The sequence below is a fragment of the Mucilaginibacter sp. UYNi724 genome (assembly GCF_054057495.1).
In genome coordinates this window covers 79,620-105,024 of sequence record NZ_JBSRZI010000012.1, presented here as the reverse complement: position 1 = coordinate 105,024, position 25,405 = coordinate 79,620, and the positions used below count along the sequence as shown (strand labels likewise).

Genomic DNA, 25,405 nt, shown 5'->3' with positions numbered 1-25,405 from the left:
TTTCAGTCCGCATAATTCGTATATACAATAATTTTATCTTCTCTTTTTGATACCAAGTATAAGACGTATCCAAGATAACCATGGCCAAAATCTTCTAAATAATATAGGTAGTCATTTTCGTATATAAAATGCAGTGCGTGATCTATATTGCCATTTAAATTTATAGGTGCTGGTTTAAAGTAGTGTTGTTTTAAGATATTCTTTTTATCAGCAGGCGTAATGTCGGCTACCATATAAAAATATTGGGACTCACGTACATCAGATATCATTTCAAATTTCGAGATGCCTGTTAGTTTAATAAACAGCTGTTTGTCTTGATAATTTAAATGAGCCTTGTTACAAAAGTATAAGACAGTGATGCCCAAAACAACGCCTAATAATAGCTTTAACTTTTTCATGGATTTTGGCTAAAATTCCCCGCTTGAGCCGCCACCGCCGCCCGAGCCACCGCCAAAGCGGTTGGTTTGGTGTAGTGCATGGGTTGGCAAGTGTGATGTTGCCTGGCCCACTATCAGCCCTTCTATATTTAGTTTGTCCATCTCGCTAAGTTCTTCGGGTTCGGCGTAGGTAATGCCGTTGCGTGGTGTTTTTAAATATTTGATGATAGTGTACGATGCAGCCAGCAGTATCATCCCCGCAAGGGTAAGCATTACCTCGATAGGTAGTAAATGGTAATAGTTGCGGAAGGTGGCTATAGAGGCTCCCGCCAAAATCATCCCCATCCGTAAAAACGTAGCACTTTTTTTACGGATTCCAATGAGTACGTAAGCAACCGGCACCAGCATAGTCCACAGCCAGAAGATAAAACCGAACGGGATGCTTGTGTGGCTATCGTCTAGGTTGTTAAGCATGTTATTCAAGCGGTTCACCACAAAGTAATTGCCTGCCGCGTAAAGCGTTATCAGGCTGATAATTTCGGCACCGGCAATACAGTTTTTATAATTAATGCATTTCGGATCATCGCTCAAACGGGTCAGTAAATAATATACGCCGCCCGCGGCTATCATCATTATAAAAGGCATGGTTGCCAGCCCCAAAGGCCCTGCCTTTGCCCAGGCAAAGTACACCACCGCGAAAAATGAAGCACAGGCGGTTAAGGTGGTAAGCATGTCTGCAAAACGCAGGGTTAAGTAAACGCACATCAGGCAGATAAGTATAGCGCATAACAGGTTATCGCCAGCGGAATAATACATCTTAGAGATCATCCATATTAAGCCACCGCCAAATAAACAAGCCGAGTAATACAGCAGTGCGTTATCTACACCCGAATGGAGGTAGCTTCTTTCTCGTACAAAAAATTCTAAAGCCGCATAACAAACTATCCCCAAAAAGATAGGCCAGCCCGGCGATTCGATCATGTGCGTGCTTAAACCAAGCAGGCTTAAAAGCCCCGTGCCGAATGAAGCGATTATCAGTGTAAGGATGAACAACCCCACGCGGATCACCAATCGTGGTAAATAAAAATAATAGGGGTGTGCCGACCTGATAGCTGTAAATTCTTCGGGAGTTATGCTGCCGTTCCTCAGATCGGTTTTTAGCAGATCGACAACCCGCATGTTGTGCAGCCACTCTTTGTTATAGATGATCATCGGCTTTAATTTTTTTGTTAACATATGCAATAAGATATATTAATGCCACGGCGGATAAAATAAAGAGTATCAACAGTAACTCGAATGTGCCTTCGCGGGCATCGTTACTAACCACCAACTTTACAAATAAGCAGCAGGCAGCAAAGTAGCCATACAAAATACTTAACAATACAAAGTAAAAGGAATGCTCTTTAAACCCATCCAGGTAAATATAGGCTACCAGTGCAAATACTGCCAACAGCCATAAGTAACTGTTGCCGCTGTTGTAATATTCAAAAAAACCGGCTAGTAGGGCTATAAATGTAACGTGTACGCCATAGTGGTGATAAGTAAATTTGAAGTGTTTTTTGATCTGGAACCGGCCTGTGCAATAAGCGGCAGCCAACAATATCGCCCCGAAAAGCACGTAGGTAAAAATGATCTCTCTGCTGTTAAATGTACCGTAGGCAAGCAGCGTTTTTGGTGTAACTGATACGCCCATCCATAAAGCTAAACTGGCTATGGCCATGCTCAGGATGCCTAAATGATCGAAATAGTAGGCGATGAAGAACAGGGCTACCATAGGAATAAAAGTTGCCAGGCCGTAATTGGTGCCAAATACATTGTATTGAAATTGCAGGTAACCCACAAATGTAGCCATGCTGATACTCCCCAGCAGCAAAACATAATCGAACCCCGTGTTTGGCGCTTTTACCTTGCCCTTGCTAAACGGCAGCTTGTTTTTGATGCAATAGGCAAAGCACCCTATGCACAGCAAAGCGATAAACGCTAAAATTACCTGGTGCCCAATGGTATCGATGTTTTTATAAACAAGTGTGCCTAATCCGCCGCTTAGCAGCATAACACCCAGGTAAAGCAGTATTTTTAATTCCCAGTGTACAGAGAATAACCGGGTGGCGTGTTTTTCCTTTATCTTTTCGAACGAGGCATCGCTTAGGTAGCCATCGGCATGTAATTTATTGTAGATGTGTTGTTCCAATAGGTGTTGTGTGAGGTTTTTGCTTTATAAAGATAGCAAAGTAAACTTCGCCGCCAACAAAAAAGGGGCTAAGCATTTAAAAATGCCCGGCCCCTCACACTTAACTAAAACAAAGGTTATTGTAATTTTATTTCTACGCGGCGGTTTAATGCACGGCCCGCTTCTGTCGTGTTGGATTCTATAGGTTTGCTCTCACCATAGCCTTTTGTAGCAATGTTATCGGCACTTACACCGGTATTAACCAGGTAAGTTTTTACCGCGTTCGCGCGCTCTACAGACAGGAACATGTTATGCTCATCGGTGCCTTCGGCAGATGAGTTACCGTTCAGTATGAATTTTACAGAGGCGTCTTTTTTCATTTCGGCAGCAGCCTTATCTAATGCAGGGTAAGCGTCAGTTTTTAATATACCCGAGTTAAACTCGAACTGGATGTTTTTAAAATTATAGTCGGGTTTTTCAACAGGGGCAGGTGGCGGTGTTGGTGCCGGCGGCGCAGGTGGCGGTGTAGGCGCAGGTGTTGGCCTTGTTTCTGCTACCGGCTCGGGTGCTTTAACAATTGGCTTTTTTGCCTTACACGCCGGTAACACAGCTATGGCAGTTACAATTACTATGGGCAAATAAAATGTCCTTAAAAACTTCATGTTTTGTTGGTTTGGTAATTATAAAAAACGTTTTCGGCGTGCCGATATTGTAAATGTATCAATAATGGGCACATGGCAAAGCCAAAATTTATCATAAAAACCTATAGTTTATTTATTTGGTGCGCAACGAAAATAACGCATCGCACAAGGTAAATGGTTTATGCCCTTAACCCTGGTACCCAATTTTCCAAAACTTTTTTGACCCTGTACTATGAGTTAATACACCCTGTGGTTGTGAAGAAACGGCTTAATTATACGTGGTTTACCTTTAGCTGATAGCACCCTGTATAAAGGGTTGTTAAACCCTGTACAAGCCTGCCTATTATCCGTTGCTTTACATCGATATCAATAGTTCTTATTTCATGAAAAAACTACAGCCCCTGGTTTAGCCCATGTGTGTATAATAAGCTATTGTCGCCGGGCTTGCTTGCAAAGGCAGTTCGCGCGCCTTTTGTTAATGCTGCCCGCCCGCCTTTGCTGGTTTGCACTGCTTTAGTTGTTGCAGATAGTATCAATGTGTGCTTAAGACTTCAATCGACCTCAAAAACGATATTGGTGAAAATAGCACATTACTTACCTGTAAACCCGGACAGGGCTATTACGAGTAATATTGTAAACAAAAAGGTAATCTATACGCTTACGGCCAATTCATCCAGCCCGGCCGGTAACCCCCAGCTAATTGGTGTGCTGCTTTTGCCTGCTAATCTTTTGTACACTTTATAAGCCTTGAGCGATACTGAAGTTTTTACGGGGTAGGTGATACTTAACCATTATTAAAAATTAAGCTGCCTGTAGTTTACTGATCGCTTTGTCCTGGGATTTAGCCATCAATATTACCATGCATATCGCACCTATCATGGCGTATAACATATCCGACTGGGTATCCCAAACATAGCCTTGCGTACCCAGGAATGAATCGCCGGATTGGCCCGACGCGACCGATACAAACCACTCCAAAAATTCGTACAACACACTTATGGTTGTGCAAACGCACACGGTTAAAAAAGCCATCCAGTTTCTTTTTTGTATTACGCCAAGGCGGATGAAAAGTTCGCGGGTTATCATAGCAGGCACAAAGCCCTGGGTAAAGTGGCCTACTTTATCGTAATTGTTACGTACCTGGTGAAAGGTATCGCGCAGCCAGTTAAAGGCCGGTACTTCTGCATAGGTGTAATGGCCGCCAATGAATAGCACATAGCAGTGCAACAGGATAAAAACATAGGTAAGATAATAAACCGAAAACGCTTGTAGGTAAGCGCCAGCACTATAAACCCAAGTATCGCCGGGAACACTTCCAATATCCATGTGAAATAATCGTGCGGGTTTATGGCCGAAATTAGGAGGCCTGCAAAGAAAAGTATTACCAGTAATACATGTTTATTCATATCCCAATATGGTGTTTAAATTTAACATTATACATAGTCGCCGCAATAGGTGAATTTGTTAATAATGAGTACCTTAGATTTTAAATGAAAGCTTTAAAATTATCGTTGTTTGTATTGTTGCTTACAGGGCTATTTACCGCCTGTAAAAAAGATGGTATTAATTACGACGGTTACACGCCAAACCTGCCAGCTGCAGGCAATGGTGGGACCGAACCTGGCAGCGGGAACGGCAATGTAGGTTTGGCAGAGTATTATTTTAAAGGTAAAATAAATAATATACAGCTTACCTGGCCTGTAGACGAGCCGCGCGCCCACTGGGCAGAGGGTATAACCAACAATACAACAATAAATGGAGATGTTATTACGGGTTCATACGGCGGGTCGATAACAAATGCGGAGGTGTTTATGGTTAACGAGCCCCGCATTACGTTTTACTTCCAAACCTTTCATTATGTAGGGTTTGATGACCGGGAATTGGCGTTTGAGAATTTTGTTAAAACAGGCGAGCAGGTTTTTGCGCCAAGCGGCAATTCAAATATTGGCACTAAAGATATTTTTGTACAATATATAGACAAGAATAAAGTGGAGTACACTACCGAAGGCTTCCAGACTAACAGTTTTTTAAACGTAATATCCAGAACTATTATACCCGCCCAACCCGGTGTACCCGAACGGATAAAAATAAAGCTTAACTTCCAATGTACCCTGCGCCCTAAAAGTGGTATAGGCCCGGCTATGCAGTTAACCGATGGAGAAGCTGTGATTTATATACAGCTGGATTAACAAAGGTAGATCTATTAGGTAACCTTTTCTTAAGGGCAATGGCGTGTTCACGTTCACGGCCATGAACGCTCGTGAACATTCTGTAAATAATTGATTATTAACGATATAAAGAAAAATACATTTTAGTTTTTATTTAAATGCTTGGAATACAGCTTGATATGTTAAATAGAAGTTTTCAACTTCAGCCAAGCGCTGCAAAACGACTTTTTCGCCCCTGAAACGACTTTTTTTGCACCTGATAATTAGTTCCATGTTACATCAGGGATGGAAACTTCGAGCAGTGGGAGTGGATTTTGGAGTATCCTTACGGGCCGGGCTACCTGTTCATACGTCTGCAGGCCTTATGTGCCGGGCGGGTATCCACTGCTATCCCTCACGGAGAGAAAAATCACAGTGTTAATTGTCAATCCTGTTTTCAATTCGTGAACCTGCCTGAACATCACACTGTGAGTATTTAATTTATTGACTAATAGCCTATTGTATTATGTAATCATATTCATGGCGATATGAGCTTAATATATAATTCAAAACTAATCTTCATCACTAATTACTTGGTCCGCCCAACTTCTCAATATTTCGTCAGTAACATTCAAAGTGTTTTCAGAGTTTACGTATATATTGTAAGGCGGCATGAAATGGGTATCATAGCTACTCCAATTCACTCGTAAATATTTAGCACCTAAGAATTTGAGTGATCGACCTTTTAACTGTAACGTGATCTCCCTGTTTGCTTGCTTTAAATCCCGGATGAAACTGGGAACCACCAAGATGAGAGATGCTGCAAACTCTTGTAAATTATCTTTTTTTTGATTGAGATAAGTGTCATATCCGAGTTGTACAATGGGACTTTCCAAGTTTACAATTTCATCAAATTTGGTCGCACAAAGGTAAGTTTTGTCCAAGCCGGTGAATTTAAGGCATCTGCAGTTGCTGTGCGCAGCTCTGATTTTAATATCGTTAGGTCGTTCTAAAGGTTCAAAGTCGTTTCTCAGCATCAAGACGAGGTCGTCATTCAGTAATTGGATTTGGCAAAGCCCGGTTAAAATGTTTTGAACCCAATAAGTCCAGTCAATAGGTGTGTTCTCAGTTTTATTAAATTTGGTAATATTTTCCGGAAGTTCGATGATATGATTTTTTTTATCATAAGTTTCTACAAATATGGTATCATCTGCAATTCTTACAATATTAATATCGGATATCTTAATCCAGGAGCCTTCGCTGGTAGGAAGCGAAAGATATCGTTTAATAGAATGGGAAAATACGTTATGTGGTGAGCCTCTGTAAATAAGCAAAAGTTGCCAGAATAATTCAGACGATTTTGTTTCCTGAAGGACTTGCTCCCAAAGATCGCCACTGCCAAGACTTAAAAAATACTGCAAACGGCGCCAGCCTGAAGGTTGGTTGAATAGACCGCTACTTTCCGGTTGCTCCCTCGCAGGAGTGATTTCTGGCTTAATATCACCTCTGACATCTATTGTAAAAGGATGTTCACTATGAACCATCGGATTCCGCCATCCTAAATCCATCATTTCATATCGCTCATGGAAAGATCGTCCGGGAGCCCCGCTGATTAGTATGCCGTCTAGGCAGACTGAATGTTCTTCTCTAAAATGATGGCCGAATTTATGAAATTCTCCGGTTGACTTAGTTTGAAGGGCTATTCGCAGAGGTTTATCTTTAAAATCATTGTCTCCGGCGATAATCCATTTAGCTTCATCGTTTTCCAGACAAAGTTTACCATCAGAGTCAATCAGAAAACTTTGGCGCAAATAACCATATAAATTCGGATTAATCGTTCTAAGGTCTATTTCGTATGTTCTGATTGCAGCGACTTTCCGTTCTTCTAAAAAGGTTGTTTTTTTGTCGATGATAGGCTCAATACTAACGGTGCCCCTAATGGAAGGAATATCACATTTTGCTTCAACAAGAAAATCGTTTGCCAAAACATAACCGTTAAGAACAAGAAGTAAGCGAATATTATCGGAATAGCTATCGTAAATTAAGGGGCGCTCACGGTTATACACTTTAATGGTCGTTCCAATTGGTTGATTTCCTTGACCTTCACGTATGACCATTAACCCCCCCAATCCATTGATTTCGATATTAAGCGGTTTTCCTAATTCTTTACCAGCGCCATAATCTTTTCTAGTAAAGATTTCGATGCGGTCGCCAATCATAAAACAGGACATAAATCCAATACCGAATTGGGAGCATGGTTCAAAATCTACGCCCTTTTCTTTTAGTCGCAATCGATGCCGCTGGAATTCCGGGGAGCGGTAATAGCTTCGGCCGACTTTGCCGAAAAATTTGGAAATGACTTCCACATCCATACCGCAGCCATTGTCCACACATTCAACGATGTGCTCACCGTTTTGGTCAATATAATGATGAAAAAAAACTTTACCCTGATCCCATGTCAGCCCATCCTTTTGAAAATTAGCTTTCCGTAGTCTCAGCGCATCAAGAGAGTTTTGTAAAAGTTCTCGTATAAATAGGGACGGGCTTTTATATAGATTATTGGTCATTAATAGTTTGACCACTTCATCCCGGGACAAGCTAAATTCTATATCATTAAAAATATATTTATTGCCCTTGGCCGTTAATCTATCTCTGTTTGTTTTCTCCGGAATATTTAATTGGTAACCGATAATGTCTTTTGGGGAATTTCTGATCAGTTTGTGCGCCACTGTCAACTCATAGTCGATCCAATCCAAAAAATTCCGTGCAGATTTTTCATAAACCGGATGTTCAAAAGCCATTGTGAAGCGAATCATATTCGGCGAAATCTCCCAGCCCTGAACACTTCGGTGTTTCTGCCATTCGATTACACTCACAGGACTTGTAAAATGGATGGATCTGAATAAAACGTCCGGTGTACGGTCTGCATCAAAATCCAGGATATCAGCGAGCCGTAAAACGACCGCTACAAACGCGGTATTTACTCTATAAGTGCCGATATTTTCATCAAAGTTTAAACCATTTTCCGGCGTAATCCATTCGCAGGACTGGGTATGTGACAGACAAATCACCCCCAATATGTGGCTCAAATTCATGCCACCTATTTCCAGCCGCTTATCTTGGGCATAAGTTTCGTTTATCAAATCAAAGGAGCGCTGACCATGATTTACACGCAGGTAATCCGTTAGCATAGCGGCTTCTAGGGAATGAACAATTTTGGAAACACGAGCGGCTTCTGCCGGTGATATCGTGCGATCTTCCGCCTGTGATTTAGTTTCGAAATAATTGGGATGATCTATAAACCAATTTTCTTTGAAAATAGTGAATTGATCATCCTTTTCAATCTCTGCAAATTCTATATCCGAAAAAAGCATGCCTTGATCGTGAAAAAAAGCCGATAAAATAAGCAACGTGATTTCAACATCATTTAACTGCTGAATTGAACGTCCGATAACCAGTGACATTAATTGTGTAACCCTTAAAAAATGTGTCTGATCGTGAAGCGTAAATTCAGGAAAATATTTAGGAATTAATTTTGCCCGGCTGCAAGCTTCATCACAGACCGTGACAATATTAGCTATCAGTACCTCCGTATCCAGATTATGTCGTTTTATTAATTCCTGATATAAAAGGGTTTCACGAAGGTGGTTAACTGGCAATACTTTACTCATAACATAGTTTGAAACATTAACGCTAGCTCCAAACTACGTCAAGTAGTTAAACTTACAGTAAAACTCTAATGTTAACAATAATTTATCAGATAAATTGGATTAAGTTGACCTTCGCTACTGTAAGTGTCCTCACTTGTAGTTCGGAATAACAGGCTCGCCTTCTAAGAATTGCTTGGTTCCTCGGAAAGAAGATGCGGAAGAAGCCGGCGACCTTAATCTTCCGGCTTCTCCCTCGCGTCCGCCATCCTTACTATCCTCGGCTCAAACTTAGCCAATACCTCTACGAGGTCATGCTGCGCGGCCATTACAGCATGGATATCCTTGTAGGCCATTGGCGCTTCGTCCATATCGCTGCCCATTAGGGTAATACGTTTATCAATTAAATTGGCAGCAATAACTTCCTTATCTAATACCTTAAAAGCCGCGCTTCGGCTCATGGCACGGCCCGCACCGTGGCTGGCGGAGTTAATGCTGGCAGCGTCGCCTTTGCCACGGACTAAAAACCCAGGCGTGCTCATGCTGCCGGGGATAATACCTAACACGCCTTCGCCCGCCGGGGTGGCGCCTTTACGGTGCACCATTACTTCGGTACCATCGGCCAATTGCTCTTTCCAGGCAAAGTTGTGGTGGTTCTCAATCATGCTTATAGGTTTAACACCTAAGGCACGGGCTATTTTGTTGTGGATCTCGTGATGGTTTGCACTGGCGTATTCTCCGGCAAGGTTCATGGCTATCCAGTATTCCTGTCCTTCGTCTTTGTCCAGATCTAACCAGGCTAAATGCTTGGCTTCGGCAGGGAGTTTGGTTTTGGTCATGGCTATTTTGCTGTAATGGTTAGCCACCGTTCCGCCAAACCCACGTGAGCCGGAGTGCGATAGCAAAGCCAAATATTTACCTGCAGGGATGTCGGTCAAAGCACCATCAGCAATGGTCAGTTCGCCCCATTCTACAAAGTGGTTTCCGGTTCCGCTGGTACCTAATTGCGCATAGGCTTTGTCTTTAAGCGAACGGATGATCTTAGTTTCGTTCCAGGTCTTGCTGTCAAACAGCGAACTATCAAAGTACGATTTGGTGGTGCAACCCATCCCAAAGTAGGTGTTATCAACCAATATATTCTTCAGCTTGTCGGTTTCGGTATCAATAGCCTCAGCCGGCAAATCGAAAATGCTTAAACACATACGGCAGGCAATATCCACACCCACAGCAAAGGGAATAATGGTATTTGCCGTAGTTGCCAATACTCCGCCAATAGGCAATCCGTAACCTTGATGTGCATCCGGCATTAACGCACCGGCAACCGCAATAGGTAATTGTATGGCAGTACGCATTTGTGTTAAGGCGCCTACCTCTATATTTTCTAATCCCCATACCGGGAATTCGGCTATTTCTTCTTTCAGCTTAAAATTGGTGCGGGCTTGTTTTACAAATTTTCCTTCTTTACGCAGTGCAATTACGTCTTCGGCCAGGTTTTTAAACTTGCCGGCTTTTTTTAAGGCATAGGGCATAGGGTCGTCAATTAAAGCTTCCAAATTAGCAAGGATATTGGCTTTGTCCATCACGCCATGTTTTAGCAAACCATTAGCAACGCGACTAAAGTTTACTAATACATCTACCTCGTTAATGCCTAATGCCTTTAACTCGTTGTTGCTCACTTTTTCTTTTGCTGACCCGGTTGCAATTTCGGGTGTGTTTTGCTTTCTCATATAGCTAAGCTTGTAATTTACCAATTTAAATGTCTCCGGGCCAAAACCCCTCTCCCCGGATCGGGAGAGGGGGCGTTTGTGAACGCGTTCAGCCTTTCGACAATACAAAGAGAAACATTAAGTGCGCAGTGTATTTGCGCAGTAAAAAATAATTTATAAATTCATCAAAAATATTTTCACACCACTTAGTTGACTCACCCGGTCGGCGCTGCGCTGGACCACCCTCTCTTCGCCTATGGCGGAAAGAGGGTAGGGGAAAGAAAGCCCTCTTTCCGCGGAACGCGAAGAGAGGGCAGACGAGTGAAACGATGTCGGGTGAGTAAATAAATAATGCTTATAATACCGCTATGCCTGTTAACCGAAACGCCCTGATCCGCTACCGCACTATTGACCAGTGCCTGCAAAACAGAAGAAGGAAATGGACGCTGGATGATCTGATAGATGCCTGCGGCGATGCTATTTACGAATACCAGGGCATTGATACCGGGGTGAGCCGCCGCACTGTACAGGCCGATATGGAAATGATGCGCAGCAATAAGCTGGGCTACGAAGCCCCTATTGTAGTGGTTGATAAAAAGTATTACACCTATAGCGATAAGAATTATAGTATTACCAACAGTCCGCTAAACCAGCAGGACATGGAGGTACTTAGTGAGGTATCGGGCTTGCTGAAACAGTTTAAAGGTTTTAACCATTTTACTGACCTGAACGAAATGGTGAGTAAGCTGGAAGATAAGATCTACTCGCAAAAAACGCAAAGTACTCCCGTAATTGATTTTGAGAAGAACGATAACTTGAAAGGTTTGGAATGGATAGAAGTGATCCGCAAGTATATCGTGGCTAAAAAGACGATGTGCGTAACCTACCAATCATTCAAAGCGCGCGAGGCCAGTACTTTTTGCTTTAGCGGCTATTTGCTAAAGGAATACCGCAATCGCTGGTTTGTACTTGGGGTATCGCACCAGCGCTATAAACCGTTGCTTAATTTGGCGTTGGATAGGATCCAGACCATTACCGCGCATGACGAGGATTATATTGAGAATACTACTATCGATTTTTCAACTTATTATAACGACGTAATAGGCGTAACAAAATCGCCCGGGCAGCGCGATGTGGAAGTAGTGTTTTGGATTGATTCTAAAAACGCGCCGTACGTAATTACCAAGCCTTTGCACCATACCCAAAAGTTATTGAGTGAGGATGATAACGGCAAAATATTCAGCATCCGTGTAATTATGAATTTTGAGTTGGAGCGTGAGTTGTTAGGCTTCGGTGCAAAGCTTCGTGTGCTTGGGCCAAAGATATTGGTAAAACAAATAAAAAAACAGCTGAATGAAACGTTGGAAAGCTATAAACAACCTAAAGACCAGGTTTCATAACATCGCGTTGTTATTAACCCGCCTGGTAAAGGTATGAGTAATTAAACAGACTGTTGTATAACACAAACAGCCTTAGCATATACTAAGGCTGTTTTAAAGTCTTTGATGGCGTCCTGCAGTTCCGTGTCGCTACAATTGTTATCGTCAACGTTGTAATAGGAGCTCACGATATGCCGTTTAAAAGGGGCTTACAAAAATTGGGCGCTTGGTACGTTGCTTCAATTGATGTAAATTTTAATCAAGCAGCGTCCAGGTACGTTTAGATTGTACCGTTTGTACAATCTGCTGTTCCGCAACTACAATGTTTTCTTTACGCTGGCCTATATATTCCAATGTGCTTAGTTTATTCCACAACGCGATAATTACCCTTAAAAACTCATCTACAGTTACCATTGATGAGCGTATATCATGGTGATTATAAACAACCTCAATTAAACGCGCCAACAACTCCTCAAAGTTACCCGGGGTTACATCTTTCCATTCGTAAAAGTATTTTAGCAGTTCTTCGCGCTCGGCCCCGGCAATGCTTTTTACCGTGCTGAAAAATATGTGCGCCATTTCTGAAAAATACCCTATTAGCACCAATGGCGGTTGTTGGAACGCCACATTACGGTACGAAAAGTAAATTCGGGCTATATAATCCAACATTTTATCACAAAGTAATTTAACGTTACGGCCTATCGGCGATATGGTGTCTTTTGACGTTATCTTATCTATAATCCGGAATGATAACAACTGAAACTCGTTAAGTTGGTTGCTAAAGGCTTCGTAATATTTAACCAGGTCCTGGTGGCTTAATATTGCCGCGCAAGGCGGTATGTAATCTGTAATTAACTGTATGCCCGATGCACTTCGGTTAAGCTTGCCAACCTCCAGGTAGTGGTTGTTTTTGGCACTTATTTGCGCGGCAGGCAGTATAGTTATTCCGTAAAAGCTATCTACCTCGGGGTACCTCACAGGATTTTCATCTGCATCGGGTTTGCCTACGGCTACGCGGTCGTGCGGGTTAACCGTTAGTATAATGAAAAAAGTTTCTATAGCATCTGTAGGAGCATCCTGGGTAAAGTAATGGTTAAACTCCAGCTCCTGTCCAAGCATGCCCGGCGAAATATGAATGCGGTACCCTTCTGATGTTATGGCGTTGCATTGCCTCACCTTAACCTGTATGTGGTTTGAGGCACGCTCGGTTATTTGTATATCAAGGGAAGTGTTTTCGCCGTTGAAGGGGGCAAGCAGCCCAAAATTATTGCTGTTGAGCATAATAGAATTGCTATCCCTAACAATATCTTGTACAAAATTATCTGTTTGTACAAAATGCCCGCTGGAGATCTTCATCCCATCAACCCAATTAACTGATCTATATTTTGGTGGTATATACATGTTGTACTTACTTTAAATTATAAATAAACGGCTTTATCGCCAACGCGGTCGGGCTCGGCCACAACTTCAGATACGCGTTTGGCAAATATAGCGTAGGTTTCTGTGATGTTATTTTGCTCGATATCCAACTCGGGATCTATAAAGTGCCTTTGTTTAAAAAAGGAAGGTTTGATATAAAAGATCCATTTATAACTTACGGCATTACCCCGTTTATATTGGATAGGGTTATCAGGAAACTTTAGGTTATAATCGTCAATAAATTTTTGGAACCACAGCCCAAAGTTCATGTTACGCGGGGCTTTTGCTTTAACCTTTAGCGGTTCGGCGTCGTCGGTGTTTTTATAAAGGTTAACCTCTAACACCAACAGGCGGTTAAAATCGAGGTGCTCCATGCTAATGTCGGCCGGTACAACCGGGTACTGCCACACTTTGTAAATTTCCAGCGGGATGTTCAGGAAAGCAATATAAGCCCACCAAAACAGCACCGGCAGCAAAAAAACAAATACCGATGTTGCTGCCCATAAACCGTAATGAAGATTGTTAAGCCAATCGAACCCGAGTTTAAATAGGAAGATGCCCAGCAAGCAGGATATTAAACTGCATATAAAAAAGAATCCGCGTCGTTCTAACAGTTCGTTTTCGTAATAGATGCCTGCCATCCAAACAAATAAAATACCAATTGTTAAATAGTAAAGCTGGCAAATAATATATCCCCAGGGCATAAATTGCATATCCAGGAAACCCAATAAACCGGGTAGCCCTAACACAATGCCTGTAAGTAGTAGTATTACAATAAGTTTTTTATTATTGAGTAGCTTATTCTTCTTGTTGATAATGGTCATGATAGCGGTGGCTATCACAAAAATTACCGGGAATAGGAGGTAACGGATAAAAAAGGATTTAACGTCCATAAAAGTTATAGGTTCGGTATCAAAAAACAGTTCTAAAAATAAAAATGAACTTTCTTTAATCAATTACCATTAATTGGGGTTATTGTTTTATAAAGCAGCACAAATTAAGCTAAAATGATAATAAAACAACCAAACCAACTCGATACAGATTATAAGGCGGTAACCCTTGCCGCCGAACTTATTGAGCAAGGCCTTGTTAGTGCCGATGGTGTTATTATTTTACCTGTTGGCCCTCAGCAGCGCGCCTACGCAAAAGAAATAAACGAGGTGGTAAATTACACTTCGGTGTATCGAAACCGCGAAATGCTGGCTATACACATTAACAGGGAAGGGCTGTATGATATGCTGCCCGAAGGGTTGTTTCATCAGCCGCCGGCATCAAGCGTAATGATCACCGAGCAGGCGATGATCAAAGATATTAATATCCGCCGCGAAGAAGAGAAACAAGCCCGCGCTTTTTTTGCACCCTTAGAAGCCGAGCTGTACCATATCCGCACCATTGTTGAACTTTACGAAAGCAGGCTTGATAAAAAAAGCACCTACCACGAGTTGGTAAATATATTCCTGAAGGAGTGGGAGGAGTTTAGATGCTTTAATAATGAGCAGATGGTGATACTGATGCATGTATTACCTGTGATACATGAGCAACGCAATAACCTCACGTTCATTAGTAATATCCTCAGCATTATGTTTAAGGTTGATATTGATCTGCAATACCGGTTAAGCACTGATACCTCGCCATCAAAAGAAGTACAGGCTTTAGAAACTAAACTTGGCGCGGGCGTTTTAGGTGTAAATTTTATTGCCGGGTTAGTTATTGAAGAGGAGGAAGAACTTGTTATAAATATTGGCCCCCTCACTGCCGGCCAAATGCTTATGTTTTTACCGGGTACACAGTTTGCCGGGGCTCTTGATGTTTTGCTATCGTACTTTATTCCGTTGTCAACAACCATTAATACAAACTATCTTGTTGGCCCCGAAAACCAGAAAATGGTACTGGGCTTTGGCGACGAAAATGCCTGCCTTGGGTTTACTACATACCTGGGCGCTTAATTAGCTCCTATAAATAACCGGTAATTTGCATTTATAACACTACGGCTTGTCAATTTAGATTTTAGCAGGGTAAGCAATGTGTCCCAATCATTTGTTGCCAGTTGCAAATTCGCAGCGGGCTCTAAAAATATATCTACTGTTTTTTGAAACCCTTCTTTAGGGTTGGCAGATACCATGATGCCTTTGCCAATTTTTACATTGGTTATTTTATTGCCAAGTTCGTAATAACAGTAGCTCACCAGATCGGCCTGGGTAACAATCCTGTCTTTGGTAGTAAGCCCATATTTATAGGCCTGGATCCGTTCTGTTGCGCCAAGGCTATTGCGGCCGCCAATTGTGCCGGTCATCAGGCGCAGGCTATCGGCTTTTATTTTAATATTTTCGAACTGTACCAGGCGCGACCCACGGCGGATGTGATTAGCATTATCTGCCAGTGTTGTCCAATATTGCAGGTAAAGCATGCTTGCCTTAGCGCCCGGTTTTACAATGAGATAATTGTTTAATTCGCTCCCTGTTTCTGCCTGTTTCGATTTTTTTTCTATCAGCGCCAGGTTTTGCTCAAGCGTTTTTAGGATGTTGTTCAAAAAGTCGCTGCCATAGCTGGCAAAGGCGGCTTTTTCATCGCGCAGTAATTCAAATAGGTACTCTATCAATTGTTGGGCGTTACGCGGGTCAAAGCGCTCCGCCCCACCGTTACGTATTGTGTAACTACCTTCAAAACTTTGTGTGGCTTGTGTATAGGGAATTTCACTGTAGTAAACACTGCGGTCGTCATAAAGCTCTTTAACCGACAGGAAATGATCATCTGCCGATACTTTTATTGGGATAATGTTATTCACTTCCCGCAGGCGATACTTTTGCTCGTGCCGCCTGCGGTTTACCACCGGTAAGCAATTTAACGATACCTGTAACTCATCTATTACCGCGGGTGATATTGCCGCCGGGAAGGTTAACTTAAGCCACACGCATGGTTTAAGTTTAGCCAGGTCATTAGTATTAAACTGCCCTGCAAATTCTTCCGGGAAGGCCTGCTTTTGGCCATCAATATTTGTTAGCGATGCATCGGTTAATGATATAAAACGGGTAGAATAATACTCTTTAATATCGCGCGTTATGAGGTTAATTACGTTTTGCTCGTAAAATACCGGCCTGTTAGCCACCTCCGCGTCTTCTTTATAAATGAGGCCGGGTTGTGTTTGCAATTCGGTTTTGCCACTATAACATTTTACAACCGATAATAATTTATAAAAATCATTATTGGCAGAGTATTCGGGCCATTCAAAAAACAGGGAAATATTTTGTAAATCATTAAGGGCAGGCGCACAATCTATACCCAGCCAAAGCGTATTGGGCTCGTTGATCAGATCGGAAGGGGCAGTTAAGACGGTGTTTTTGTGCATGGCCTCATCGTTTTCGTACACATTGCGGCCATTGGCTGTGTAACGTATGGCAGCGTTAAACACTTCCAGTTCGCCAGCCGGCGAAAAAAATACCTGTAACTCTTCTGCCTTTGTGTTTTCTTTAGTTGCCGGTCGTTTATAAATAAAATGATTGTTGGGGTTTATCACCTCTTTGGCCTCTATTGGCTGTGCCTTGATCACCGCATGGGCAGGTAGTGCCGATGTCAAATAATCTGAAGCAAGTATGCGGGATATTTTGCTGAGCACCCGGTTTTCCAGGTTTTTTACATCGTTAGATACATTAAACAGTTCGCTGCTTAGGGCTTCTATCAGCAGCTTTACCATGGGGTCTATATCATTGATATTGGTTGTGCCCCAATAATCCATGGCATTGCGCAGCATGCGTGTACGGATATCCTCTTTACTGTTAAAAAAAATGTTGCTCATATATTGCTTAGGCTGATAAAGGACTTAGGTATAACGATGTCGAAAAGGTGTAGTTTTCGCCGGTTTGCTGCATTTTTCCGCTCACCACAATCTCAACCCTTTTTTTTATCTCGCTTACGTTACGTAAGGGGTAAAATTTATTTACTTCTTTTATTCGCACATCAAGGTTTACATCGTAAATGCGCTGCTCATATTGTTTTATTGATCGTAAAAGAGACTGCCTCAGCTTTTCTTCCCACATACTTTCGCTAATAATCAGCTCAAAATCAAGGTCCCATATCTCGCAACCAAAGTCTGGTTTGTACCGGTGTTCGCCATACCTGGTAAAAATAATCAGCTCGATGTACTGCGAAATTGAAGCCCCAACATCTTGCTTTTCAAGGTCTTGCCCTTGAAAAATTTGGTTTAAGCGAAATGGTTTTTTGTAAAGCGGACTTGCCATTCTTTTAGTTAAATACCTAACTGTGAGTTTATTTTGTACTTACTGTAAACAAAAGTTTTCTTAAATAGTTGTATAAACATTCGTGCAGGTTGAAAAGCTGTCGATTTAGCAATGAATCGATACTTTATCCGGGAGTTATTTTTCCTCAATAATAACCGGTTTGTGCTGGGTGGTATAAATTTTACTAAACCGTTTATTGATACTTATTAATGAAGCCAGTTAACAATAATGATCTACGCCGGTCCTATATCACTTTCATCCTATATTTTGCTACCACTGTAGCGTTTACGATCCTCATCGTGTTTTTTTATTTTTTTACAGCCAACCGCGAGGTGGTGCTGCTTAACGAAAGAGTAAAAGAGTCTGATAAGCTGGTGGCTATCCGTGCCGATATTAACAATAATTTCGATCTGATTTTGCAGCGCATGCAGCAGCTATCGCAATTCACCAAAATGAATTCGGAAGAATTGAACAACCAAAGCTTGCTGCTTAATGATATCCAGGAAGCAAACCTTAGGATCCAGGGCAAATTACAGGAAAACACCACCGGTTTAAAAAGCTTTGAGCTTTACAAAAAATTGAGCGATAATATATCCGTTGCCGCAAATATTAAAGATTCGTTGTTTACCACGCGTTTCCAGATAGAGAGCCTTCGCTCGCAATTGGCGGCGTGCAACAGAACCAACACCAGTGCAGTTAACAGAATTAAAGGACGATTTGGCCGCTAATACATATGATGAAGTTTAGTATAAAAGAAAAGCGCGAGAAGTTTTTATTTTTTACAGCCCTGTTCCTGTTTACCGTAGGCTTGTTATGCACTGCTATTTTTTACAATAACCAGGATAATAGCAATATATCTAAAGAAGACTATGCAAAAAGGATTACCGAAGAAGACCGTTTTGAAGGTATGGTGGCCGAAGCAATGCCTGGTATAGACACCACATACTCGCGCATTGTGAAGTTTAACCCCGATGTGCAGGCGCTATTTTTAGAGAACGATATTAAAAACGCCATAACGGCTATCCGCTCTTACTATAACAGCAGGACTTATGATACACGTTACAAGTGCTTTATATACGCTTCAAAAGTACCCGAGAGCCTTTTTTATGATAAGCGCGAGTTACGCGGCAATTATGGCGATATAAGGCGCATCAACAAGCTTTTAGACGATTGTAAACTTTCTACACGGCAATTGCAGCAAAACATGAGCGCTGCAGGCCATTAATATAAATCCTATCCGTAAAACAAAGCACCTTAACCCAATGCAAGAAGATTACAACAGCGGCCGCCCGGTTAATACCAACAGGCAAAATTACATTTTCCTTTACATTGTAGTAAGCATCCTGCTATTAGCCGGCCTTATTTTTTTATTCAAGAGCTCGCTTTTTGATAAGCGTAACGTAAACGCCAAAATTTTAAAAGACGAGATCGCCATCAATGAAGACCTCGTTTACTCAGATAATACCGAAAACGCCAAAAACTGGCAGTGGGAGTTTGGGAATGGCGATAAATCTGACAAACAAAACGGGGCATACCGCTTCAAAAAAACAGGGGCTTATATTGTAAGGTTAACGGTTGATGGCAAATTACAACAACAATTCCCTATAAATGTAAAAGATACCGTTGCCCAACTACTAAAAGACACCTCGCTTGCCGTTAATGGCCCAACCCAGGGGATAGTTAACGAAGAAGTAAGGTTAGAGGCACAAGGCAACGCCCGCATTTACGAATGGTCGTTCGGTGAAACCGGGCGCGTAGATGTTAAAGGCCCAACTGCGCTTTACACTTACCACAATGCGGGTACTTATTTTGTAAGGCTTAATGCCGATAATGGCAGCCGCCCTGTTCTGCACAAGATCCGCATCACTAATCCCGATTCTACAGTAAATGCAATTGTTGCACCCGGCGAAGGCGAGCGAAAAGTAATAGATGATATCCGTGCACACCTGCAAGCGATAGCTAATGGTGCCGATTTTAATACTCACTACTACTATTTGGTTAACAAATACTTCTGTGGCGATGAAAAGGTAACTGTAAACCTCGACTCGAACGGGGATAATAAACAAACCGATTTTTACTCTTACTGTATGCGCCTAACCTTTGGCGGCGGGGTTAGTATTGATGAAGCACAGGTTACACTTAAGCCAAAATCTACATGCTCCAGCTTGCTCACAGTTAAGCAGCATTCATCAACCTCAAACGCGGCAGCTAAACGTTCAAAATAATCAGTCTATCCTAATTATCATGAAAAACATACTATACGTTTTAACCATATTTACAACGCTGGCTGCCAGTGCGCAGTCGCCGGTATCATTTAGTAGAAAAGTACAAACGCTGCCTGTAGCGTTCGAGAAACCAAACAGCCGTACCAACATCCACGATGACGGTAAAAAATCGTCGTTACCATGGATCGTATTTTCTGACCGAGCCGAGAACTATACTTATACGGCGCCGGGCGGCTCATTGGTGATGAAGAAAATATCATTTATGCAGCCTTTTTATGTAAGCCAGGTAAAGGGCGGCTACGCTAAACTTATTAAATACGAGCCGGGCATAGTACAAGGCCGTAAGCTAACCAATAAAAAAGCAGCACAGAGTTACGGGTGGATCAGCCTTGATAAAATGTTGTTGTGGCAATCGGCTTATGTAAACCCCGCAAGTGGCTATGCCGAAAAATCGATAACCATAGCATCCGGCAAAGGCCCGTTGACTATGCCGAAAGTGTATTTTGACAGATCAGATTCGCTCTACGTATATAACTCGCCCGAATTAGAACATAAAAAAACTAAGGTAGCATTACACCAGTTGCTGTATATCTACAAAAAATCTGCTGATGGTAAAACGGTTTTGGTTGGATCAGACGGCCAGTTAATTGCCGATAGTGCATCTCGTAGCATATATGGCTGGTTACCTGCCGATGCGGTACATAGTTGGGGTAACCGATTATATATAGGCTCGGCTAAGCAGGATGGTAATTTTGATTCTGATGATTCGGTAGCCAATGTTATAAACAACGCCATAACTTATAATGGCGTGGCTACACCATTTGTGTTTGATCCCCTGATAGATCAGGATCAGCCATTATTACGCAGCTTGCCTGTATTGGGCACCAATGGCCAAACCGGTAAATTGCAGGTGGGCGTTGCTACCGATGTTTACGATAAATCTCACAACAGTATTATCAATATCAAAGGCGGGCACCTGTCTTACCAGGATTACCTGAGCATCCGCAGGAATACACACAAAATTAATATTGTATTTGTGGTAGACGGTGGTAGCTCTATGCGTAATTACTTCTCTGGCTTAACCAACACCATTCAATCGTTCGAAAACACCTTTGACCTTTACGATAAAGGGAACCAGTTAAGCTACGCCGCAGTTGTTTATCGGGGACAAACCAATTGCACCACAGGTGGCGTAGAGCATGAGTCATTTAATACGGATTACCGCAGGGTGGTTAAGTTTTTAGATAAACAGGCGTCTATAACATCGGCATGTTCGCCGGCGCCAAATAGCCAGCCTGTTTTTGATGGTTTACGCAGCGCGTTAAATATGTTTAAAGCGCGCAAGGACGAAACTAACCTTATTGTATTAATAGGTAGTACAGGTAACGCATCTGCCGATGATATAGCTGATCTGTCGTACCAAATGGCGGCTTCGGATGCACGTTTGCTGGCCATTCAATTATATAGCGACTACAACCCTATTTACAACGATTTTGTAATACAATCACGTAAGCTGGTATCGCAATCTGCCACGTTATTGGCCGATAATAAAAAGAAACGCATGGTTATTGGCGAGGGCCTTACCAGCACACAGCAATTTAATGTATCGCTGTCTGATACCGTCTCTTTCTACCTTGATTATCCAAAGAACAGCATTATACAGGGTGCAGTGATTTTCCCGCCCAAAGGTGTGGTTAAAACTAACCAGGCTATGGTTATCGCGGTTAAACGCCTTATGGCCGAAACCCAGTTAGATATTAAAACCCAAACCCACTCATTAGACAGCGTGTTTAGGTTAACAGGCCGCGAGCATCGGTTTGTACAACCGGTAGTTACATCGCAATTTACCGCACCTGTGCCCGATAGCCTTGGCGACGATATGCCTCACAACGCCTTTAAATACTTTTTGCAAGCCAACTTACCCGCCGATGTGGTAAAAACAAACCCAAGCCAATTGCAATATTTGGTAATATTAAACGATGCCGAGTACAAGCAAATGACGGACATCTTATCAATGATGATAGGTGAGAACTTACAGCAGGATGCCGGTAATTATCGCAGCCAGTTGTACAAAAACTACGTCAACATTGTACGCAGTTACATGGGGTTAAAAGATTTTCCTAAATCAGCGATCCGCGATATGCTGATAACCGATTACATCACCAAAACTACCGGGCTTGTTGTACCAACTAATAAAAGCCTTGGGCAGTTTAGGGTAAAAGATATTAAGGATACCGATAAAATGCCACAAGGGCAGTTTGAGGCTTATATCAATTATCTTATAAAATGCCGCAATACAATTAAACAACAGGCATTGCTGCAACAGCACTTTGTATCAAACGGCCAAATTTATTATTACGTAACCCAGGCAAACTGGAACAACTAATCAACACAAACCAATGAGTGTAATAAGTTTAAGCGATTCGGTAAAAACAGGGGTAAGGGTTGCACAATCTTTAGCCAAAGAATACCATCATAAAGAGTTTGGCCCCGCGCATTTATTAAAAGGGTTGATGCACCAGGAAGTAGGGCTACGCAATTTTCTTACATCGATAGATAAGGATGCAGCCTACATCAGCGATTGGGCCGATGTGAGGATGGAGGAATATCCCAGATCTATAACGGTGCCCGATGAAATGCTTGGCAACGATGCCGTTAAACTAACTTTTGAAGAAGCCGATAACGTACGTGTAAAACTTGGCCTTGATGCTATTACACCTATTTGCGTGCTTATCGCGTTAAGCAAGCCTAATGTAGGGTTTGATGCCGGGCAGCTAAAATCATTCCCGGTAAAAGAGAAAGAACTGCTGGATGTTTACATACAGGACGAAGGTGTACAAAATGCTATCGCTCCACCAACTACGGGTGGTGATGGCGGCAATGGCGGTGGTAAATCTACCGGCGCATTAATGAAGTATTGTATTGACCGTACCGATCTTGCACGCCAGGGGAAAATTGACCCCATTATAGGCCGCGACAAGGAAACGCGGATGATCATGGAGATATTGAGCCGCCGCACCAAGCCAAACGTAATTATTACAGGCGATGCCGGTGTAGGTAAAACCGCATTGGTAGATGGCTTTGCTTTGGATATCGTGAATAACCAGGTGCCGCAATCTTTACTGAATGTAAGTTTGTTTGAACTGGATTTAGGATCGCTTATTGCGGGGGCATCTTATAAAGGCGAGATAGAAGACCGCCTTAAAAATATCCTGAAAGAAATAAAGCAGTTTGATAAGGCTATTTTGTTTATAGACGAGATTCATACCCTGCTGGATAATAAAGGCCCTATTGGTGGAGGTGTGGGTAACCTGCTTAAACCAGAACTTGCCCGCGGCGAGATAACCGTTATTGGTGCTACTACCATTGATGAATATCGAAAAATAATTGAGCCGGAGCAGGCTTTTAGTCGCCGGTTTGAGGTGTTGCAGGTAAATGAGCCTGATATTGATACCGCCATAAAAATGCTTGAAAAGCTGGTGCCTTATTACGAGGAGCATCACGGCTTGAAAATAAATAATGAAGCGGTAAAGGATTGCGTGAGGCTTGCCAAACGCTATATGAAGGACCGCCGCCTGCCCGACTCTGCATTTGATCTGATGGACCGTACCATGGCCGCCATAAGGCTTATGAACGATACATCGGACATGACCCTGGCCGAGTTGCAAGAGAAATTTACCGAACTCAAAAACGCGGAAATTGAAGCCGACAGCATCGTAGCCGATTACAAATGGCTTTACAATATAATGCAGAATAAAACCAGCGCTGTGCTTTTGGGCAAGCTGGAAGATGATACCCAGGTAAGCGCATTTGAAACGGCTGATGAGTATATCGAATACTTTAACCGTAACCTTCCATTGCTGGAAACACTTGCAAAGGATAAAACCAGCGAAGTAGATAAGCACGATATTGCCGCCATTATTTCTTATAAAACTGGTATCCCGATGGGTAAGATCCAGGCGCAGGAAAAAGAAAGGCTTTTAAACATGGAAAGCTTTTTGAAAAAACGCGTTGTGGGGCAGGATCAGGCATTGAAGGCCGTCTCTGATGCCATACTGGAATCACGCAGCGGGCTTAATAAAAAAGGGCAGCCAATCGGTTCCTTCTTTTTACTTGGCCCAACGGGCACAGGTAAAACAGAACTTGCCAAATCAATAGCCGACTTTTTGTTTAACGATGAAAAGGCGATGATAAGGTTTGATATGTCGGAATTTAAGGAAGAGCATTCTGCGGCTTTGCTATATGGCGCGCCTCCCGGTTATGTAGGATATGAAGAAGGTGGTTTGCTGGTAAATAAAATAAGGCAACAACCTTATTCGGTAGTATTGTTTGATGAGATTGAAAAGGCGCATCCATCCGTATTTGATATTTTTCTGCAGATATTAGACGAAGGCCATCTGCACGACAGGCTGGGTAAAGAGGGCGATTTTTCTAATTCGTTGGTGCTGTTTACCTCTAACATTGGCAGCGAGTGGCTTGCCGAACAATTAAACCAGGGTAATTTGCCAACATCTAACCAGTTTATGGAAGTGATGAGTAAGCATTTCAGGCCCGAGTTTTTGGCAAGGCTTTCAGAGATTGTTCCGTTTAAACCAATATCCGAAGAAAATGTAGTCAGGATCTTCGATATCCAATTGAAGAGCCTTATCGAACCTTTAGAGAAGATGGGTATTGGATTCGCTATAACGGATGATGCCAAAACAATGCTGGCTATGGATGGCTTTACGCCAAAATATGGTGCAAGGCAGTTGTCGGGTGTTATCCGTAACCGGTTAAGGCGCCCAATCTCCCGATATATAATTTCGGGCGAATTAAAAAAGGGTCAAACCATCAGTATCACTAAAAAAGAGGATTCGGACCAATTGGAATGGACTATTAATTAAATGTTAAAGTATTAAATAACAACTTGTTTAATAAAACAATTTGTTACAAAAACACATTGTAGTAATAAATTGAAGCATCTACACTTATCCCATACCTATGTATAACTACGAAATAGGAGGAAACGAAACGAAAGTTGACACCTCAGAAGCATTTGGTGAGATATCTCCCAATAAAACATTGTTTATTCAGAAACTAACCGATAATGAGCCGTTACGCCCCGAGAAAGTAGAAGGCTTGAAAACTGTGGAGGAGGTTTTTGAACATTATAAACCAAATGTAAACATCGCGCTTACTAAGCAAGATGGATCAACCATATCTGAAAACCTTAAGTTTCAGAACCTAAGCGATTTTGGCGTGAAAAAAGTTGTGCAGCAAAGTAGCTACCTGCGCAAGCTTAACATTGAGCGCGAGATGCACATGAATATCATTAAGCAGCTTAAAACAAACAAAACATTAAAGACCACGCTTGACAATGACGAAACAAGGGCTGCATTTATCAGCGCACTTAAAAGTTTTGTAAAAGAGCTTGAACAATAATTGAAGATACATAACCTTAACCAGTTAATACAAAAGCA

21 protein-coding genes are annotated in these 25,405 nt (G+C 42.2%); 10 read left to right on the top strand and 11 right to left on the bottom strand.

Annotated elements, in window-relative coordinates; genetic code table 11:
- Positions 1-2: 2 nt before the first annotated feature.
- From ACVW0P_RS16850 to ACVW0P_RS16835, 4 genes are all read right to left on the bottom strand, one after another.
- Complete coding sequence (locus ACVW0P_RS16850) at positions 3-398, bottom strand: hypothetical protein (protein ID WP_457133102.1); 396 nt, start codon at positions 396-398, stop codon at positions 3-5.
- A 9-nt stretch (positions 399-407) separates the two neighbouring features.
- The gene (locus ACVW0P_RS16845) at positions 408-1,613 is read right to left on the bottom strand and encodes a hypothetical protein (RefSeq protein ID WP_457133101.1); all 1,206 of its coding nucleotides are present in this window, start codon (positions 1,611-1,613) and stop codon (positions 408-410) included.
- A complete protein-coding gene (locus tag ACVW0P_RS16840) occupies positions 1,576-2,568 on the bottom strand; it encodes a DUF2157 domain-containing protein (protein ID WP_457133100.1) in 993 nt (330 codons plus the stop codon). Before ACVW0P_RS16840 ends, ACVW0P_RS16845 begins: the two co-directional genes overlap by 38 nt.
- Positions 2,569-2,684: 116 nt before the next feature.
- Positions 2,685-3,209: an OmpA family protein gene (locus ACVW0P_RS16835; protein ID WP_457133099.1), complete on the bottom strand. Its 525-nt coding sequence runs from the start codon at positions 3,207-3,209 to the stop codon at positions 2,685-2,687.
- 396 nt (positions 3,210-3,605) lie between these two features.
- On the opposite strand from ACVW0P_RS16835, the gene ACVW0P_RS16830 reads away from it, so the two are divergent.
- Complete coding sequence (locus ACVW0P_RS16830; protein ID WP_457133098.1) at positions 3,606-3,932, top strand: hypothetical protein; 327 nt, start codon at positions 3,606-3,608, stop codon at positions 3,930-3,932.
- A gap of 57 nt (positions 3,933-3,989) precedes the next feature.
- Here ACVW0P_RS16830 and ACVW0P_RS16825 read toward each other — a convergent pair whose 3' ends face one another.
- Complete coding sequence (locus ACVW0P_RS16825; protein WP_457133097.1) at positions 3,990-4,514, bottom strand: DUF2238 domain-containing protein; 525 nt, start codon at positions 4,512-4,514, stop codon at positions 3,990-3,992.
- Positions 4,515-4,678: 164 nt separating this feature from the next.
- Between ACVW0P_RS16825 and ACVW0P_RS16820 the strand changes: the two genes are divergently transcribed.
- Positions 4,679-5,377 (top strand): hypothetical protein, encoded by a 699-nt coding sequence (locus ACVW0P_RS16820; RefSeq protein WP_457133096.1) that lies wholly within the window; start codon positions 4,679-4,681, stop codon positions 5,375-5,377.
- 530 nt (positions 5,378-5,907) lie between these two features.
- Here the strand turns inward: ACVW0P_RS16820 and ACVW0P_RS16815 are convergent.
- Together ACVW0P_RS16815 and ACVW0P_RS16810 are read right to left on the bottom strand one after the other, a co-directional pair.
- The gene (locus ACVW0P_RS16815; RefSeq protein WP_457133095.1) at positions 5,908-9,006 is read right to left on the bottom strand and encodes an HD domain-containing protein; all 3,099 of its coding nucleotides are present in this window, start codon (positions 9,004-9,006) and stop codon (positions 5,908-5,910) included.
- A 212-nt stretch (positions 9,007-9,218) separates the two neighbouring features.
- Positions 9,219-10,709 carry an RtcB family protein gene (locus ACVW0P_RS16810; protein ID WP_457133094.1) on the bottom strand — a complete coding sequence of 497 codons (1,491 nt, stop codon included), beginning with the start codon at positions 10,707-10,709 and terminating at the stop codon, positions 9,219-9,221.
- A gap of 347 nt (positions 10,710-11,056) precedes the next feature.
- On the opposite strand from ACVW0P_RS16810, the gene ACVW0P_RS16805 reads away from it, so the two are divergent.
- The gene (locus tag ACVW0P_RS16805; RefSeq protein WP_457133093.1) at positions 11,057-12,088 is read left to right on the top strand and encodes a helix-turn-helix transcriptional regulator; all 1,032 of its coding nucleotides are present in this window, start codon (positions 11,057-11,059) and stop codon (positions 12,086-12,088) included.
- Positions 12,089-12,322: 234 nt separating this feature from the next.
- Here the strand turns inward: ACVW0P_RS16805 and ACVW0P_RS16800 are convergent, their stop codons facing one another.
- Positions 12,323-13,468 carry a hypothetical protein gene (locus ACVW0P_RS16800; protein WP_457133092.1) on the bottom strand — a complete coding sequence of 382 codons (1,146 nt, stop codon included), beginning with the start codon at positions 13,466-13,468 and terminating at the stop codon, positions 12,323-12,325.
- 17 nt (positions 13,469-13,485) lie between these two features.
- Positions 13,486-14,379 carry a TssN family type VI secretion system protein gene (locus tag ACVW0P_RS16795; protein ID WP_457133091.1) on the bottom strand — a complete coding sequence of 298 codons (894 nt, stop codon included), beginning with the start codon at positions 14,377-14,379 and terminating at the stop codon, positions 13,486-13,488.
- A gap of 114 nt (positions 14,380-14,493) precedes the next feature.
- On the opposite strand from ACVW0P_RS16795, the gene ACVW0P_RS16790 reads away from it, so the two are divergent.
- Entirely contained in the window at positions 14,494-15,432 is a 939-nt protein-coding gene (locus tag ACVW0P_RS16790) for a type VI secretion system baseplate subunit TssG (protein WP_457133090.1), read from the top strand.
- On the opposite strand, the gene ACVW0P_RS16785 is transcribed toward ACVW0P_RS16790, so the two are convergent.
- Entirely contained in the window at positions 15,429-17,279 is a 1,851-nt protein-coding gene (locus ACVW0P_RS16785) for a type VI secretion system baseplate subunit TssF (RefSeq protein WP_457133089.1), read from the bottom strand. The two genes, ACVW0P_RS16790 and ACVW0P_RS16785, sit on opposite strands and share 4 nt — an antisense overlap.
- A gap of 7 nt (positions 17,280-17,286) precedes the next feature.
- Entirely contained in the window at positions 17,287-17,721 is a 435-nt protein-coding gene (locus ACVW0P_RS16780) for a GPW/gp25 family protein (RefSeq protein WP_457133088.1), read from the bottom strand.
- A 209-nt stretch (positions 17,722-17,930) separates the two neighbouring features.
- On the opposite strand from ACVW0P_RS16780, the gene ACVW0P_RS16775 reads away from it, so the two are divergent.
- The 6 genes from ACVW0P_RS16775 (at position 17,931) to ACVW0P_RS16750 (ending at position 25,367) form a co-directional block, all read left to right on the top strand.
- Positions 17,931-18,449 carry a hypothetical protein gene (locus ACVW0P_RS16775; RefSeq protein ID WP_457133087.1) on the top strand — a complete coding sequence of 173 codons (519 nt, stop codon included), beginning with the start codon at positions 17,931-17,933 and terminating at the stop codon, positions 18,447-18,449.
- A 5-nt stretch (positions 18,450-18,454) separates the two neighbouring features.
- Positions 18,455-18,946 carry a type VI secretion system TssO gene (tssO, locus tag ACVW0P_RS16770; protein ID WP_354431546.1) on the top strand — a complete coding sequence of 164 codons (492 nt, stop codon included), beginning with the start codon at positions 18,455-18,457 and terminating at the stop codon, positions 18,944-18,946.
- A 37-nt stretch (positions 18,947-18,983) separates the two neighbouring features.
- Positions 18,984-19,946, top strand: coding sequence for a PKD domain-containing protein (locus ACVW0P_RS16765; RefSeq protein WP_354431545.1), 963 nt, complete (start codon positions 18,984-18,986; stop codon positions 19,944-19,946).
- 19 nt (positions 19,947-19,965) lie between these two features.
- Entirely contained in the window at positions 19,966-22,332 is a 2,367-nt protein-coding gene (gene tssR, locus ACVW0P_RS16760; protein ID WP_457133086.1) for a type VI secretion system protein TssR domain-containing protein, read from the top strand.
- Between the two features lie 13 nt (positions 22,333-22,345).
- Positions 22,346-24,829 carry an ATP-dependent Clp protease ATP-binding subunit gene (locus ACVW0P_RS16755; RefSeq protein ID WP_457133085.1) on the top strand — a complete coding sequence of 828 codons (2,484 nt, stop codon included), beginning with the start codon at positions 22,346-22,348 and terminating at the stop codon, positions 24,827-24,829.
- Between the two features lie 97 nt (positions 24,830-24,926).
- Positions 24,927-25,367 carry a type VI secretion system contractile sheath small subunit gene (locus ACVW0P_RS16750; RefSeq protein ID WP_354431542.1) on the top strand — a complete coding sequence of 147 codons (441 nt, stop codon included), beginning with the start codon at positions 24,927-24,929 and terminating at the stop codon, positions 25,365-25,367.
- Positions 25,368-25,405: the final 38 nt, after the last annotated feature.